The sequence below is a fragment of the Rufibacter hautae genome, assembly GCF_008271695.1.
GTDB lineage: Bacteria > Bacteroidota > Bacteroidia > Cytophagales > Hymenobacteraceae > Nibribacter > Nibribacter hautae.
In genome coordinates, this window is the sequence record NZ_VKKY01000002.1 from 839726 (window position 1) to 854899 (window position 15174).

Genomic DNA, 15174 nt, shown 5'->3' on the forward strand with positions numbered 1-15174 from the left:
CTAGTAAGTTCTTCAAACATCACTTTTCTAAACAGACTATAACCAATAAGTAAAACAGCAACTTATGGTATTTTACTTCAATGCCTTTACAATCTTGGACACGTTGGCTTTCACCATCCCCTCGTAAGTGCCGGCCGGGCCGTTGGGCTCACCCAAGGCATCGGAGTACAGGGTTCCGCCCAGTTGTATCTCATGCCCTTTCTGACGGCAGCCTTCCATCACGGCTTCTATGGCTTTCTGCGAGACAGAACTCTCCACAAAAACCGCTTTCACTTTCTGGTCTACAATGAAATTGACCAACGAGGAGACATCCTGCAAGCCAAACTCTGAAACTGTGGAGATCCCCTGCAAACCCTGCACCTTGATGTTGTAGGCTCTTCCAAAATACCCGAAGGCATCGTGGGCGGTAATGAGGATCCGTTGCCGTTCTGGGATGGAGGCAATCTGCGCCTTTGTCCAGAGATGGAGGCTGTCTAACCTAGCGCGGTACTGCTTGGTGTTGGCTTGATACTGAGCGGCGTTCCGTGGGTCCTGCTGCTGGAGTTTCTGGGAAACGTGTTCCACTAACTGGCCCCAGAGGGCCACGTCAAACCAGATGTGCGGGTCATGGCTGTCCTGGAACTGGGGCGATTTCCGGAGGCGCTCCTCGGGGAGACCTTCGGCGGCCGCCCAAACCACCTTTTGGCGGGCCAGTTTGTCCAGCACTTCGCCCATCTTTCCTTCCAGGTGCAGGCCGTTGTAAATGATGACGTCTGCCTCGCGTAAGGTCTGCAGATCGCCTAGGGCCGCTTTGTACAAGTGCGGATCAACGCCTGCGCCCATTAAAGACGTCACCACGGCCCGGTCGCCTACCAGGTTGGCCACCGCATTGCGGAGAATGCTGGTGGTGGTGACAATGTAGAGTTTGCCCTGCTGGTGCGCCTGAGCCCCGGGAGTATCCTCGGGGGCACAGGCCGCACAAAGCAGCATTAAGAAAAGCGCACAACGAAACCAACGTTTAAGGCCTGTTTTCATAAAATCAGCGCGTAAACGCACCTCACGGATTGATGACGAAAATCTTCTCCAGCACATCTGAAGAAAGAATCACTGACTTACTTTTATTGATACTGATCTCTAACGAGTTATCGTAGGGTATTTTGTCCACTACTTGCAGCTGCGTTCCAATCTGAATGCCCACCCGGTTGAGGTACTGCAGGAAAGCGGGCTGCGAGTCTTTCACCCGGCACACCACGCCTTTTTGCTCTATGGCCAAAGAAGCCAGCACCCGCTGCTCTTCCTCGCGCAGTTCCCCCGCCTCCGTAGGGATAGGGTCGCCGTGCGGATCAATGCGCGGATGACCCAGGAACTCATCCAAACGCTGAATAAGCAGCTCAGATTTCACGTGTTCCATCTGCTCGGCCACCTCATGTACTTCGTCCCAGGTGAAGTGGAGTTTCTGCACCAGGAACACCTCCCAGAGGCGGTGTTTCCGGATGATCTTTAACGCCACCCTTTGTCCTTCGGCTGTGAGCTGCACCCCGTGGTATTTCACGTAGTGCACCAGGTCTTTAGCGCTGAGCTTCCGCAGCATGTCACTCACTGAGGCGGGTTTGGTCTGCAGCGTCTCAGAAAGGCCGGTGGTGCTTACCGCGTTGGTGCCGCCTCCAGAGAGTTTGTAGATGGCTTTGATGTAGTTTTCTTCCGCGGTACTGTGCATGACGGTCTACCAGCGAATCAGGGCAGAAGCCCAGGTGAAACCACTGCCAAACGCCGCCAGGCAGATCAAATCTCCCTCTTTTACCCTTCCTTCTTCAAAAGCCTCGGAAAACGCAATGGGCACGGAAGCCGCAGTGGTGTTGCCGTACTTCTGGATGTTACTGAAAATCTTATTGTCTGGCAGTTTCATTTTTTGCTGGATGAACTGCGTGATGCGCAGGTTAGCCTGGTGAGGCACCACCAGATCCAAATCATCGGCAGTGACACCGTTGTGGGTAAGGGCTTCGTTGATCACCTCGGGGAAGCGGGTAACGGCGTGTTTGAAGACGGTGCTTCCGTTCATCACTGGCCAGATGTCGCCGCTATCAATGGTCTGGTAAGTGAGGCGCTCCGCATCGTTGCTTGATGGTCCTTTGGTCATCAGTTCCTCCGCAAATTCGCCCTGAGCGTGTAAATGGGTAGATAAGATGCCCCGATCTAAGCTATCTGAGGGTGTCAAAACAGCAGCTCCGGCTCCATCGCCGAAAATCACTGAAACGGACCGGCCTTTGTCTGAGAAGTCAAGCCCCGAAGAGTGGATCTCTGAACCCACTACCAGCACGTTGTCATACATGCCGGTTTTGATGAACTGATCCGCTAAAGACAAGGCATAGATAAAACCGGAGCATTGGTTCCGGACATCGTAGCAAGGAATATCTGAAATGCCTAACTCGCGCTGCAACAGCACTCCGGAGCCAGGGAAAAAATAATCGGGGCTCAAGGTCGCGAACACAATCATGTCCAAGTCTTTGGCCTCTAAGCCGGCTTTCTCCAAGGCTTTGCGAGCCGCGTTGGCAGCCATGTTGGCGGTGGTGTCTTTGCCAGGTTCAAAATAACGTCGTTCATGGATACCGGTCCGCTCCACAATCCAGGCGTCTGAGGTATCCATCAGTTTCTCCAGATCAGCGTTCTTCACTACCTTTTCGGGTACATAGTGGCCAAGGCCAGCAATGCGGGAGTTTCTTAGTTCTTTCGTCATAGTTGGTCAAATATACGTATATGGAAATTAAAGTTTAGGTTTGCCTAAATAAATTTTTAAACCTGTTTTAAAGGCTTAACAGCTTGATCACCACCCCCTGTAGGGTAGATTCTTCTTCCATCCAGAATACCTGTTCAGGAATTCCATTTTGGTAGTACGGTTTTTCCAATAGTGCCTCTATCTTCTTGGGAGTGATGGCGCGCGCGAAGGGCAACACCACCCCGGCCTCATGGTCCTGAAGGATTTTTTGCCACAGCGGGTTTGATTCCATGATGACTACCAAGCCATTGCCTATGTACTCAAATAGCTTGGTAGGTACGCAGGTAAAGGTGCTGGGGTGCGGCCGGTAGGGCAACAATCCTATGTGGTGCAGTTTTTCCTGGGCTAAAATTTCATTGTGCGGCACCAAGGTATTACCTCCCAGGAGGGTCACAAAGCAAAGTGGCGCCACCCGGGCTTTTACTTCTTCCAGGAAAGCCGCATCAGCGGCGTAACCTATGATGGTGAGTTCTGCGGAGGGCACCCACTGCCGGAGATTTTGGGTGAAGGTGATGGCTTCCATGACCCCATATAGCCGGGAGATGGTGCCAGAGTACAAGAGGCGCAAGGGTTTCTCCTCCTGCAGGATCACAGGAAGTGACCTGGGTACGGAAGTTTCCTGGGTAGGAGGAAGGTACTTATTTTGCAGAACGGTGTACCGGTGGCCTATAAACGGCAACTCCAGCCTGTAGGCTTCCTCGGCTAAAAAGAAGTGACTGATAGAAGGTGCTATGGCGTGCTCTAGGCTTCTAACGGCATGGCCCAAGATTTTACCTAAAACTCCCGGATACACCTTTTGGGTGAGAAGATTAAGAAAGTAATTCTCCTGCACATCATACACCAGTTGGCAGGAATGCAGGCGACAGTATAACCACCCTAGGGGCAGAAGTTCGTGGGTGCCCACGACTAATAGTGCGGGTTTTACCTTTTTTAATAATCTCCAGTACTTCAGTTGAGCCCCCAGACGACCAAATGAAATCCGTTTAAAATCAAATACCGGATGGAAGGTGATTTTATCAGATTGAGCGTAAGAGGGTAAGGGAGCATTGTAACCGGCTACGTGCACTTCCACTTGAGGGAGTTTGGCAAGGCTTTGGCCGATTTTCTCGTATAAACGAGTGTCAGAGACTGGCTTTAAGAGGGAGGCCAGTAGAATTCGTTTTCGGATCATCGCCACAATTTAATAATTTTGATCTCTTATTCTTTCACAAAGACAAAATGAACGATTTACGAGAAGCAATAGAAACTGCCTGGAATGACCGGTCGTTGTTGGGGCAAAAAGCTACCCAAGAGGCCATCAGATGCGTGATCCATCAACTGGACCGCGGCGAGCTGCGGGTGGCCGAGCCAACCGACACTGAGAAATGGCAGGTGAATGAGTGGGTGAAAAAAGCCGTGCTCATGTACTTCCCCATCCAGCAGATGGAAACCATTGAGGCCGGTCCTTTCGAGTTCCATGACAAAATTCCGTTGAAAAGCGGCTTTGCCCAATTAGGCATCCGGGTGGTTCCTCATGCTTTGGCCCGTTATGGTGCCTATATTTCCAAAGGCGTAATCCTGATGCCTTCATATACCAACATTGGGGCGTACGTAGACGAGGGAACCATGGTAGATACCTGGGCTACCGTAGGGTCTTGCGCGCAGGTTGGCAAGCACGTACACCTGAGCGGCGGTGTTGGCCTTGGCGGGGTGTTGGAGCCGGTACAGGCTGCCCCCGTGATTATTGAGGATGGGGCCTTCATCGGGTCACGCAGTATCCTGGTGGAAGGTTGCCACATTGGCAAGGAAGCCGTAATTGGTGCTAACGTGTGCATCACTGGTTCATCTAAAATCATTGACGTGACCGGCGCAGAGCCGAAAGAGTACAAAGGCTACGTGCCACCTCGCTCTGTGGTGATTCCGGGTTCTTACACGAAAGAATTTCCGGCCGGGTCTTTTCAGGTGCCTTGCGCCCTGATCATTGGGCAGCGTAAAGAAAGCACTGACCTGAAAACTTCACTGAATGATGCGCTCCGCGAGAACGCAGTGGCTGTTTAAGGCTTGTTTTTACAAAATGATCATAAAACAGAAGAGGCCGGCAATTTGCCGGCCTCTTCTGTTTTATATGGATTGTGATTGCCTTGGCTTCTGCTTTATAAGGAATTTAAATAAGGAATTTAAATCTGAAGCCGTTTAGAGGCAATTTCTTTCAAAACAACCCAAAAGCAGCATCAATTGATTTTGTAAATATTATCGCTTCTTGAAAGTATCGGCCACAACCAGGTCCTTCGTGCCATGAGTGTAGCTGTAGAAACCTTGTCCGCTTTTCACGCCTTTGTGCCCGGCCTGAACCATGTTCACCAATAATGGACAAGGTGCGTATTTGGGGTTCCCGAAGCCGTCATGCAGCACCCGTAGAATGGAAAGGCATACATCTAACCCAATAAAGTCGGCGAGTTGCAGGGGACCCATGGGGTGCGCCATGCCCAGTTTCATGATGGTGTCAATTTCTTCCACGCCGGCTACTCCCTCAAACAAAGAATAGATCGCTTCATTGATCATGGGCATTAAAATGCGATTGGCCACAAAGCCTGGGTAGTCGTTCGCCTCCGCCGGGATTTTACCTAATAGCTTGGAGAGATCCAGGATCTGGTTTGTGACCCCATCGCTGGTGGAATAGCCTCTGATCACTTCCACCAATTTCATCACCGGCACCGGGTTCATGAAGTGCATGCCAATCACCTTGTCAGGGCGCTGCGTCACGGAGGCTATTTTGGTGATGGAGATAGAAGAGGTATTGCTGGCCAGGATGCAGGAAGGCTTGGTGAAGGCCTCCAACTGCCGGAAAAGGTCCAGTTTGATGTCTACGTTCTCCGTAGCGGCCTCTATCACCAGGTCGGCGTCTTTCACACCTTCTTCCAGGCTGGTGAAGGTGGCAATGCGCTGTAAGGTCTCCGCCTTCTGCTCCTCAGTCGCGGTGCCTTTGGCCACCATGCGGTCCAGGTTTTTAGAAATGGTCCCCAAGGCTTTGGCCAAAGAATCAGGGGAAATATCAATAAGAGAAACCGAGAAATTATTCTGTGCGAAAACGTGGGCGATGCCGTTGCCCATGGTACCAGACCCAATGACGGCTATGTTCATAGAATGAGCGTTAGTTAGTGAATTATGGGTGCAAAGCTATGATAATTCTCTGCCGGCGCAAGAAATGGCTTAATTATGGCCTAAACACATTTTAACGAACTTGTGCATAAGTAATTATATCTTTTTAAAAGACTATATAAATCTTTTCAAATATTCTTGCGTACAAGCAGAAAAATCGATATCGGGACGATATTTGAAAAACGTTCTAAAACAATTAAACAAAACCAAACACAACTAAAACTATGGGAAATCTATTGTATATCATCGCAGTAGTGCTGGTAATTATCTGGCTGATCGGATTCTTAGGATTCGGAGATCAAGTAGGCGGTATCATCCACATCTTATTGGTGATCGCCGTTATCGCTGTGATTCTGCGACTAATACGCCGAGCATAAACAACACCTTTTCACCGGCACTTACAGAAATTTTGATCAGCTTAAGTTAACATTATGGGAAACTTGCTCTATATCATTGCTTTGGTGCTGGTAATCTTATGGCTCATCGGGTTCTTAGGATTTGGTGACCAGGTTGGCGGAATCATCCACGTGTTGTTGGTGATTGCCATCGTGGCTGTCTTGCTAAGATTGATACGCGGGTAGGGCCCTGGCATTACCGAAAACAGAAAGGGCGATCCATTTGGATCGCCCTTTCTGTTTTATGGTTGATTTAGAAAACCGGCTCTAAAACGAGAACCTTACACCAGGGTGCTTACGCCGTACATCTGGGCGCGCAGGGCTTTGATGTCATCGTTGGTGAGGTACTCATCATAGCTCATCCGTTTGTCAATGATGCCTTTGGGCGTCAACTCAATGATGCGGTTGGCAATGGTGTCCACGAACTGTAAGTCATGGGAGCTGAATAGGAGCGACCCTTGGAATTCTTTCAGGCCGTTGTTCAATGCCGTGATGGATTCCAGGTCCAAGTGGTTGGTGGGCTCATCCAATACCAGCATGTTCCCGCTCTGCAGCATCATTCTGGACAGCATGCAACGTACTTTCTCTCCTCCAGACAATACACTCGCTTTCTTCAGTGACTCTTCGCCGGAGAACAGCATTCGGCCCAGGAAGCCCCGGATAAAGCTCTCGTCTTTCTCCGCGGAGAACTGGCGCAGCCAGTCCACCAGGTTCAGGTCCACATTGAAGAACTCTGAGTTGTCTTTAGGGAAGTAAGCCGCGCTTATGGTGGTTCCCCATTTGTATTCGCCTTTGTCCGGAGTGGCTTCGCCCATCACAATCTTGAAGAAGGTGGTAGCGGCCAAATCGTTCCGAGAGATGATGGCGATCTTGTCTTTCTTGTCTACCGTGAAGGTCACATCCTTGAACAACAGTTCCCCATCATTGCTTTTGGTGAGGTTGTCAAGCTGCAGCAATTGGTTACCCGCCTCGCGCTCTTGCTTGAACTGGATGTAAGGATACTTCCGGCTAGACGGTTTAATGTCTTCCAGCGTCAGTTTCTCCAACAGTTTGGCGCGGGAAGTAGCCTGCTTTGATTTGGAGGCGTTTGCGCTAAAACGGGCAATAAACGCCTGCAATTCTTTCCGCTTGTCCTCGGTCTTGCGATTGGCATCGGTACGCTGCTTGGAAGCCAATTGGCTGGACTCATACCAGAAAGAGTAGTTACCGGCGTACAGCTGAATTTTGCCATAGTCGATATCGGCGATGTGCGTACACACGGCATCCAGGAAGTGGCGGTCGTGGGACACCACAATTACGGTGTTCTGGAAATTGTCAAGGAAATTTTCAAGCCACATGATGGACTCGGCGTCCAAGTGGTTGGTAGGCTCATCCAGCAGAAGAATGTCTGGGTTCCCAAACAGTGCCTGCGCCAATAACACCCTGATCTTCTCGTTACCGCCCAAGTCTTTCATGAGCGTGTAGTGCAAGTCGGGCTGAATGCCCAAGCCGCTGAGCAACTCGCCGGCTTCGTACTCGGCGTTCCAGCCTTCCATATCCGCAAACTCGGCTTCCAGTTCAGAGGCGCGCATACCGTCTTCCTCAGAGAAATCCTCTTTGGCGTAGATGGCATCTTTCTCGTTCATGATATCCCACAGGCGTTTGTGGCCCATGATCACCGTCTGGAGCACCGGATACTCATCGTACTCGTAATGGTTCTGCTTCAGGATAGCCAGACGCATTTTGGCCGGAATATCTACCGTGCCGGTGTTGGGGTCTATCTCCCCGGATAATATTTTAAGGAAAGTTGACTTACCGGCTCCGTTGGCACCAATGAGGCCGTAACAGTTGCCGGGAGAGAACTTAATAGTGACGTCTTCAAAAAGGGTGCGTTTGCCGTAGCCAAGACTAACGTTGCTGGTGCTGATCATGCTGCTCTTTAATATATATAGCGTTTCTGGGGCGAAGTTACCAAAAGAACTGAAAAGCTCCTTATTAGTAGTGTGAATCCGGTTTTTTGGTCCATTCGCTTATCTACAGACAATCAAAGCCTTAATTCAGTTCAGCCAAAACAAGAATGCCGTTCTGGGGTTATAGAAAGGGTAGCACTTATAAAAAATGGAGGTTTTGGACAACACCTCCAAGACGAAATAAGTATATAATAAACCATATCTACATTTTAGAGCACTGGGTGAGAGCCTGTTCTCTGTTAAACTGAACTTAAACAAAATAAAACTACAATGGAACAACGTCGGACATCGGTACAGAAGACAGGTACCTACTTTGGAGTAATGACGGGAATTGCGGCAATTATCTATATGATCTTGCTAAGGCTGGTAGGCCTTTTAGAGAATGTATCCTTGCATTTCTTAACGGGCATAATCCTGGTTATTGGAATTTGCCTGGCCATCAGAAGCTTCAAAATAGCAAAAGAGGGCAAGATTGGGTATTTAGAAGGCATAGGAGTGGGCTTTTTTGTAGGCCTGGTTTCCTCGGTGCTGTTCACCATATTCCAGGTCTTAACTGACAAGGTCTTTAACTTAGCAGTGTCTTATCCTTACGCGGCAGATGAGTCTTACGGCAATGAGCAGGCCATCTGGCTCATGGCCATCGTGTGGATTTTGCTTGGCGTGGTGATTGGTGCTTTTGTAGGGTATATAGCCATGCAGTTCTTTAAACGCCCAGACCATAAACTTACCTCTTAAGTGAAACGCACGATTTAGGATAAACCCTGACCCTGAAATGGTCAGGGTTTTTTGTTTATACAAAGGTGGTATAGAGGAGAAACAATACTTTTTTAAGAACACGCGTGAGTTTTGATTAAAGCCTTGTAAAAGGGTAATATGGGTTAAACCCAATTAGAATTGTTGTTAGGATATGGGTAAATGAGCCAAATAAAGCATATTCTCCATTTTGATGCTTTAAATATCAAAAAATAGCTATATATTAAATTTTAGGCTAATGTATTAAAGACAGGTGTTCAATTTGGTTTTATTACTTAAATGCAATAACAAAATATTAAAATTCCCATAACTAAGGTTTCTGTGGCGCGTTAAAGGACATATATAACAACACAAAGAGATCTTGATAAAAATTCTACCTAAAGCGTCAAAAAACACCATGAAAAAGTTAATCCTATCCGCAGTATTATTTGGAGCTGTCTTCACCGCACAGGCCCAAACCAATTTAACAGGAACAGCCGCCACTTCACGTGCGGTACTCTCTATGAGTGCTCAGGAAATGAGCCGCCAGATGTACAATGAACTGGAGTTGAACGAAGGTCAGTACATCAAACTGAAAGCGCTGAACCAAGCAAGATTTGACAAGTTCAGTGAAATTGAGAAAATGTACGGCAGTGACGCCCAGATGCGTGATGCCAAAATCAAAGAAGTAAATGAGCAACTAGATCAGGAATTTGCGCAGGTTTTAACTCCTAAGCAATTCACTTCTTACCTTGAAATGGATGGCCGCGCGATGGCAGCCCCTGCTTCAACTGAGATGGGCGCTACCAGCACCAATGTTTCTGCCGGCTCTACTGCTACCACACCAACCACCGGAACCGTTGGAACATCTACCAACACTACCCAGGGTGGAACTACCGCCACCGAAGTGAAGGTAAAAGATGACAAAGTGAAAATGGAAAGCGGCTCAGACAAAGTGAAGCTGGAAGACAACAAAATGAAAGCTGAAACTGCCAACGGTGAAATGAAAGTAAAAGGTGATACCGAAAAGCTGAAAACTGATAAAGTAAAATATAAGTCAAGTCCGTCTGAAACCAAGATCATTACTCCTGAGGGAAAATCCAAAGTGGAGGATGACAAGATAAAAATCAAGACTGAGACTACTAAAAAGAAAGTGAAAAACTAAAAGTTGACGCTTGCTTGGAAAGCCGTTCTCCCGCTGAGGAGAATGGCTTTCTTTTTTTATAGGTATCTGTTTACTCTGTGAAAAGGTTGACCTCCCGCACGGTTCCTAAGGCATCCATACGAATCGCTAAGGCCTCTTTCTTCGTTTCCTTTTCTGCGATTGGCGTGCATTTAGGTCCAGGGGAGATATAGTAAATATAGATCTTCTGGCTTCTTTCCATCAGTTCCTCAGAATCTGGCTTCCCAAACAGTTTTCTGATGCTGGTCTCTTTTAACCCGACGAGTTTAAGCCTGATGTCTTCTACCTGTCCCTTCATCTTCTCGCGTTCTCCTTTGCAGCCGTTCAAATCAGCTTTCCAGGCAACTGAATCCATTTTCAGGTTGTCTGTCGGGGAGGAACAGGAAAAGAAGGTTAGGGCAAAAAAATAACAAAGTAGGGGAGTGATCGTTTTTTTTGAGGAAAAAGTATTTATCTTCATAAGGTGTTGAATTTGTGTGGGAAGCATCAGAAATATAGCTTTAAACAGAATTGTTTATGCCTCATTTTCGCCAATTTGGAACAAAAGTAGGAAGGAATGGGGTTAATAAATCGGAACACGTAAAGAAATAAGAATGAACAAAGTAATCCCGGTTTTCGCTTTCGTCTCGCTATTGTCTTTCGTTTCTCCTGTTAATAGTTCTGCCACTTCTACTGTGGTGGTTGCTGCTCCTTCTTCCAAATCAGTGGAAGTTTCTAGTACAGTGGCTTTTGACGACTTTCTGGAGAATCTCTATGACGAAGCAGACCTCAAAAAGGCAGGATTGAACATAGAAGTATTCAAAAAGGCCGCCACCGGTTTTTATAACCTCAAAAAGAATAACAAGCTAAGCCGCACCAAGGATGTGCTGACGGTGGTGGACTTCAACAAGCCTAGCACTGCCAAGCGACTGTGGGTGGTGGACCTGAATAAAAAGAAAGTGCTTTACCATAGCCTGGTAGCGCACGGCATGGGATCTGGCAACGATAAAGCAGTGAAGTTCTCCAACACCGTGAACTCGCATATGAGCAGCCTTGGCTTTTACGTAACCGAGAACACCTACATTGGAAAGCATGGCCTGTCGCTTAAACTGAATGGCCTGGATCAGGGGTTCAACACCAAAGCCAAAGAGAGAGCTGTGGTGATCCATGGGGCTGACTATGTGAGCGAGGCTTTTGTACGGCAACACGGTCGTTTGGGCCGGAGCCACGGATGCCCTGCTTTGCCAAAGGAAATCACTCCTGAGGTGATCCAGGTGATCAAAGGCGGCACCCTGCTCTACATTGATGGACCTTCTTCCAACTACACCTCGGCCTACTTGGATACTGACTCTGCCATCAAGCACTTTGAGAATGAGATCCTTGCTAAACAGGCTAAATTGTTGAGCAGATAATCATAATAATATATTACCTAAAAGCAGCAGAAGCCGACCTGAATGGGTCGGCTTCTGCTGCTTTTAGGCGTTCTGATTTATATCAGGCCGTATCTTTGGTGCCTTTGATGAGGCTTATTCCGGTAAAGAAAAAGATAAGTCCTACCACAAAAGGTACCAGGGAGGATATCTGATTCATAGAATCACCATGGGCCAAAAAGGCATATGCCCCATAAATGACGCCCACAATCCCTAGGATTGTAAGAATAGCGCCGAATGTTCTTTTTAGATTCATTGTAGTTTGTTCTTAGTGTATTTATACGCCTGCTGGGGCTACAGGGATTCTTACGTATGTACAATCAAAAATGATATAGTATTCTACCTATATCAAGAAGAAACAGGTGCAGGCTTGTCCGTAGTTGGCGCAACCAAGTAGCAGTTAAGCCGTTCTTTTAACCATATCCGCGTTTTAGCGGTTTTTTTACAAAAACAGGCGGAAAGTTTAACAGGCTAAGAAAACTACAAATATGAGAGGTTCCATTCGGTTTATGATCGGGTTGCTTATTCCGGCGTTTTCATCTTTGACATATTGGTGTAACCAGCTGTACAAGCTGGCCACCTGCAAGCCACAGCACCTTAAATTACAAGGAGGCGGATCTGTGAATCTTAATTTTGCCAGAACCATCCCATTCCGGAGAATAGGTACGCCCGCATTGAAGAAGCCATAAGGGACTTTCTTCAATGGCCAACCTAGAGTTTTGGTTCAATAAATATTAATCAGTTTACAGCACTCTTTTATAAGATTAGCCCCTAAACGACGGGGGTAACCATAAAGTTAAAACCGGTATGACAAAGATACTTTTCGTAATCAACCCAATCTCAGGGGACATTGATAAAGAGGATTTAATGGAGGACCTGAAGGCCTTCGGCCGGCAGCACGATCTTACCGTAGATATTTTCAAAACCACAGGCGAGGAGGACGAGAAAAAGCTTAAAGAAATGCTCGCTTCCTATAAGCCTGAAATTGCCTGCGCAGTAGGAGGGGACGGAACCGTGAGCCTTACTGCAAAATCCATCATCAATTCAGAAGTGGCTTTGGCTATTATTCCCATGGGCTCAGGTAACGGATTGTCCAAGGACTTGGGCATTCCCCAGAACATAGACGAGGCACTCCAACTCTTGGTTGACCACCAGAAGATGGCCATAGATACCCTGGATGTGAACGGGCACCTGTCCATCCACATCTGTGACATGGGCTTCAATGCGTTGGTGGTGAAAAGATTTTGCGGCGGCGAAACCCGCGGACCTGGTGCCTACGCCTGGATTGCCATGCAGGAGTTTATGGCCTATGAACCCAAAAAGTACACCATTAAGACAGACGGAAAAACCATTTTTGACGGGGAGGCTTTCATGATCACCGTTACCAACGCCCGGGCCTTCGGTAGCAATGCCGCCATCAATCCCACGGGTGTGATCAACGACGGGGAATTCGAAATCTGTATTCTGGAGCCTTTCCCTAAATCGTCCAGCCTGGGAATCCTCTACCGCCTGTACACCGATACCATTGATGATTCTGTTTACACTCACCGGTTCAGCTGTAGCTCGGCCAGTATCATCAACCACGCAGAAGAGGTGTCGCAGATTGACGGTGAACCCGAGGATTTAGGGAAGACTATTTCGTTCCGGGCGCAGCCTCAGAATCTGCATGTGCTGTTGCCGCCTCAGGCAGTTTAGGGGCCGTTTCTGCCTGAAAGATGCATTTCTGGAAAACCAACTGCGGCTCTTCCCCGGCATTTAGGGCTGGTTCTATCACGCGGAGCCAAACCGTGCCGTCAGTGTATTGGTCCAGCACCATAAAGCCTTTGCTCTCGTGGGCGAAAGAAGCTTTACCGCCTTTCGCCACGAAGTTGGTCTTACTGCCAGATCCGCTCACGGCATAATGGTTTCCTTTCACCTGGAAGTACTGCAGGTTGTGGTCATGGCCCGCCACGTAGAAAATGGAGTTGTGCTGATGCAGAACCCGCAGGATTCTGCGCCTGAATTTCCGGAAAGGTGGGTAAGACATGTCTTCATGCATGCCCATGTACTTGCGGTAAATCCGGAAGATGGAGCCGGCCAGGGGTAGCGGAATAAGGGCGCGTTTGTTGATGAAGGTGAGCGGAAAGAGATGCTGCTTCACCGTGAATTTACCGCCGTGCAAAGCGTTGCTATAAAGCGGGTGGTGCGCAGCCAACACAATGAATTTACCCTGATGTTCCTTTAGCAAAGCATCCAAAGCTGGATAGAAGTCCCTGGAGATTTTATAAGGCTGTCCTGGGCTTTTCTCCAACGGGCGATGCCCCAATTGCACCCACCACTGCGTGTTGATGATCAAAATAAGAAGCTGGTTATTGATCTCCCAGGTAACCGGGCCCAAAGTACCGCCCTGGGGAAGGTAAGCAGTCTCATCCTGCAACCGCTCCGTGATGTATTTCTCCTGGCGCAGCACATACGAATAGCCATCCGGCCGGCCTTTGTGCCAGTCATGGTTGCCGCTGAGGTAAATCACCTTGCCCTCATACTCCTTGAACAAGTCTAACTGATGGTCTAACCTCTGAACCGCTTGGGCGCGTTTGAAGCTGTCCTCGGGCGGCAAGCCGATGGGGTAAATGTTGTCACCCAAAAAAACTATAGTACTATCTTTGCCTGCCTCCCTGACCCAGTGATCTACGGCTTTCAGAAGAGGATCATCCTGGAGGGAACCATTGGCGCCTACGTCTCCCACCAAAGCGATGGAATGGGTTCTTTGGTCTACCGGCGGCGGCGAGGTGGTGCGCCAGCCAATCTCAGACAAGGCGTAGAAGGGTTTTTTCCTATACTTCCGCTCCTGCAGGTAAGCCCAGGTAAACCAAACGGTCAGGGCCAGGAGAACGGAAAGGGCAACCAGATAGAGCATTGTGTAAGGGATATGCCTGAATAGCACTATCTCTTACTCTTATTTTAGGCTAAAAGTTGGGCGGAATGAGGTGTTTGAAGTGCCCGTTGAGTTTTACCCGCTCTTTCAGGCGCTCGGTCTCCAGTACTACAGGCAAAATGCGGGTGAGGTGGTCCAGGATAATCTCCAGCCGTTCGCTTTCCTTGGTGCATTGCAAAAGCTCGTATTCCTGCTCGGTGGTAAAACCTAGGTGGTGCGCCACGTCATACGACTGGAAATTGTCTTTCAAATTGAGCATGAGCGATTGGATGCCCAGCGCACTGTAGAGTTGCTTCAGGAGCTCCACGATCTGAATTCGTTGGAAAGGTTGCTCGTCCTGGATGAGAGGCACGTCTTCAATCTCGCCGCCAGAGTACAGCCTGCCTGGCACTTGCCGCTGAAACTCCTTTATTTTGAACACGCCCAAGCCTTTGGTTTTGATGTCCATCTCGCCGCTCAGGTACTTTTTCTCCAGGCTCAGGATCTTGATCTCGGTGCCGTATTCTCCCAGCCCTTTCTCCAGGTACACGGGTATCCCGAAGGTAGTATCTTTGGCCTGGCACTCAATGATCAGCTGCCGGTATCTTGGTTCAAAGATATGGAGGTTCAGTTTTTCCCCGGGGAAGACGACAATATTTAAAGGAAAGAGCGGAAGAAATCTACCCATGGACAAAAGCGCGTGATGTAACGTAAACGCTTCTA

General features: G+C 48.5%; 16 protein-coding genes. 7 read left to right on the plus strand and 9 right to left on the minus strand.

All coding sequences use genetic code 11. From position 1 onward, the window contains the following. Positions 1 to 72: 72 nt before the first annotated feature. From FOA19_RS12310 to FOA19_RS12325, 4 genes are all read right to left on the minus strand, one after another. Positions 73 to 969 (minus strand): metal ABC transporter solute-binding protein, Zn/Mn family, encoded by an 897-nt coding sequence (locus FOA19_RS12310; RefSeq protein ID WP_149091114.1) that lies wholly within the window; start codon positions 967 to 969, stop codon positions 73 to 75. 67 nt (positions 970 to 1036) lie between these two features. Next, a complete protein-coding gene (locus FOA19_RS12315) occupies positions 1037 to 1696 on the minus strand; it encodes a metal-dependent transcriptional regulator (RefSeq protein ID WP_149091115.1) in 660 nt (219 codons plus the stop codon). Between the two features lie 6 nt (positions 1697 to 1702). Further along, entirely contained in the window at positions 1703 to 2713 is a 1011-nt protein-coding gene (locus FOA19_RS12320) for a 3-oxoacyl-ACP synthase III family protein (protein WP_149091116.1), read from the minus strand. Positions 2714 to 2780: 67 nt separating this feature from the next. Continuing rightward, a complete protein-coding gene (locus tag FOA19_RS12325) occupies positions 2781 to 3923 on the minus strand; it encodes a glycosyltransferase family protein (protein ID WP_149091117.1) in 1143 nt (380 codons plus the stop codon). 47 nt (positions 3924 to 3970) lie between these two features. On the opposite strand from FOA19_RS12325, the gene FOA19_RS12330 reads away from it, so the two are divergent. Then, on the plus strand, positions 3971 to 4789 hold the full coding sequence (locus FOA19_RS12330; protein ID WP_149091118.1) for a 2,3,4,5-tetrahydropyridine-2,6-dicarboxylate N-succinyltransferase: 819 nt from the start codon (positions 3971 to 3973) through the stop codon (positions 4787 to 4789). Positions 4790 to 4981: 192 nt separating this feature from the next. Here FOA19_RS12330 and FOA19_RS12335 read toward each other — a convergent pair whose 3' ends face one another. Continuing rightward, positions 4982 to 5872 (minus strand): 3-hydroxyacyl-CoA dehydrogenase family protein, encoded by an 891-nt coding sequence (locus FOA19_RS12335; RefSeq protein ID WP_149091119.1) that lies wholly within the window; start codon positions 5870 to 5872, stop codon positions 4982 to 4984. Positions 5873 to 6114: 242 nt separating this feature from the next. On the opposite strand from FOA19_RS12335, the gene FOA19_RS12340 reads away from it, so the two are divergent. Both FOA19_RS12340 and FOA19_RS12345 read left to right on the plus strand, forming a co-directional pair. After that, positions 6115 to 6267: a lmo0937 family membrane protein gene (locus FOA19_RS12340; RefSeq protein ID WP_149091120.1), complete on the plus strand. Its 153-nt coding sequence runs from the start codon at positions 6115 to 6117 to the stop codon at positions 6265 to 6267. Positions 6268 to 6321: 54 nt separating this feature from the next. Then, positions 6322 to 6471 (plus strand): lmo0937 family membrane protein, encoded by a 150-nt coding sequence (locus tag FOA19_RS12345; protein WP_149091121.1) that lies wholly within the window; start codon positions 6322 to 6324, stop codon positions 6469 to 6471. Positions 6472 to 6566: 95 nt separating this feature from the next. Here the strand turns inward: FOA19_RS12345 and FOA19_RS12350 are convergent, their stop codons facing one another. Beyond that, the gene (locus FOA19_RS12350; RefSeq protein WP_149091122.1) at positions 6567 to 8195 is read right to left on the minus strand and encodes an ABC-F family ATP-binding cassette domain-containing protein; all 1629 of its coding nucleotides are present in this window, start codon (positions 8193 to 8195) and stop codon (positions 6567 to 6569) included. Positions 8196 to 8504: 309 nt separating this feature from the next. On the opposite strand from FOA19_RS12350, the gene FOA19_RS12355 reads away from it, so the two are divergent. Both FOA19_RS12355 and FOA19_RS12360 read left to right on the plus strand, forming a co-directional pair. Then, the gene (locus FOA19_RS12355) at positions 8505 to 8969 is read left to right on the plus strand and encodes a DUF4199 domain-containing protein (RefSeq protein WP_149091123.1); all 465 of its coding nucleotides are present in this window, start codon (positions 8505 to 8507) and stop codon (positions 8967 to 8969) included. A gap of 415 nt (positions 8970 to 9384) precedes the next feature. Next, positions 9385 to 10131, plus strand: coding sequence for a hypothetical protein (locus FOA19_RS12360; protein WP_149091124.1), 747 nt, complete (start codon positions 9385 to 9387; stop codon positions 10129 to 10131). 70 nt (positions 10132 to 10201) lie between these two features. Here the strand turns inward: FOA19_RS12360 and FOA19_RS12365 are convergent, their stop codons facing one another. Further along, complete coding sequence (locus FOA19_RS12365) at positions 10202 to 10504, minus strand: hypothetical protein (RefSeq protein WP_149091125.1); 303 nt, start codon at positions 10502 to 10504, stop codon at positions 10202 to 10204. A gap of 238 nt (positions 10505 to 10742) precedes the next feature. Here FOA19_RS12365 and FOA19_RS12370 point away from each other — a divergent pair, with 238 nt between their 5' ends. Both FOA19_RS12370 and FOA19_RS12380 read left to right on the plus strand, forming a co-directional pair. Further along, positions 10743 to 11540, plus strand: a complete 798-nt coding sequence (locus tag FOA19_RS12370) for a murein L,D-transpeptidase catalytic domain family protein (protein ID WP_149091126.1) — start codon at positions 10743 to 10745, stop codon at positions 11538 to 11540. A gap of 825 nt (positions 11541 to 12365) precedes the next feature. Then, positions 12366 to 13253 carry a diacylglycerol/lipid kinase family protein gene (locus FOA19_RS12380; protein ID WP_149091128.1) on the plus strand — a complete coding sequence of 296 codons (888 nt, stop codon included), beginning with the start codon at positions 12366 to 12368 and terminating at the stop codon, positions 13251 to 13253. On the opposite strand, the gene FOA19_RS12385 is transcribed toward FOA19_RS12380, so the two are convergent. Together FOA19_RS12385 and FOA19_RS12390 are read right to left on the minus strand one after the other, a co-directional pair. After that, a complete protein-coding gene (locus tag FOA19_RS12385) occupies positions 13192 to 14454 on the minus strand; it encodes a metallophosphoesterase family protein (protein WP_149091129.1) in 1263 nt (420 codons plus the stop codon). The two genes, FOA19_RS12380 and FOA19_RS12385, sit on opposite strands and share 62 nt — an antisense overlap. Positions 14455 to 14503: 49 nt before the next feature. Further along, entirely contained in the window at positions 14504 to 15139 is a 636-nt protein-coding gene (locus FOA19_RS12390; protein ID WP_149091130.1) for an LON peptidase substrate-binding domain-containing protein, read from the minus strand. Positions 15140 to 15174: the final 35 nt, after the last annotated feature.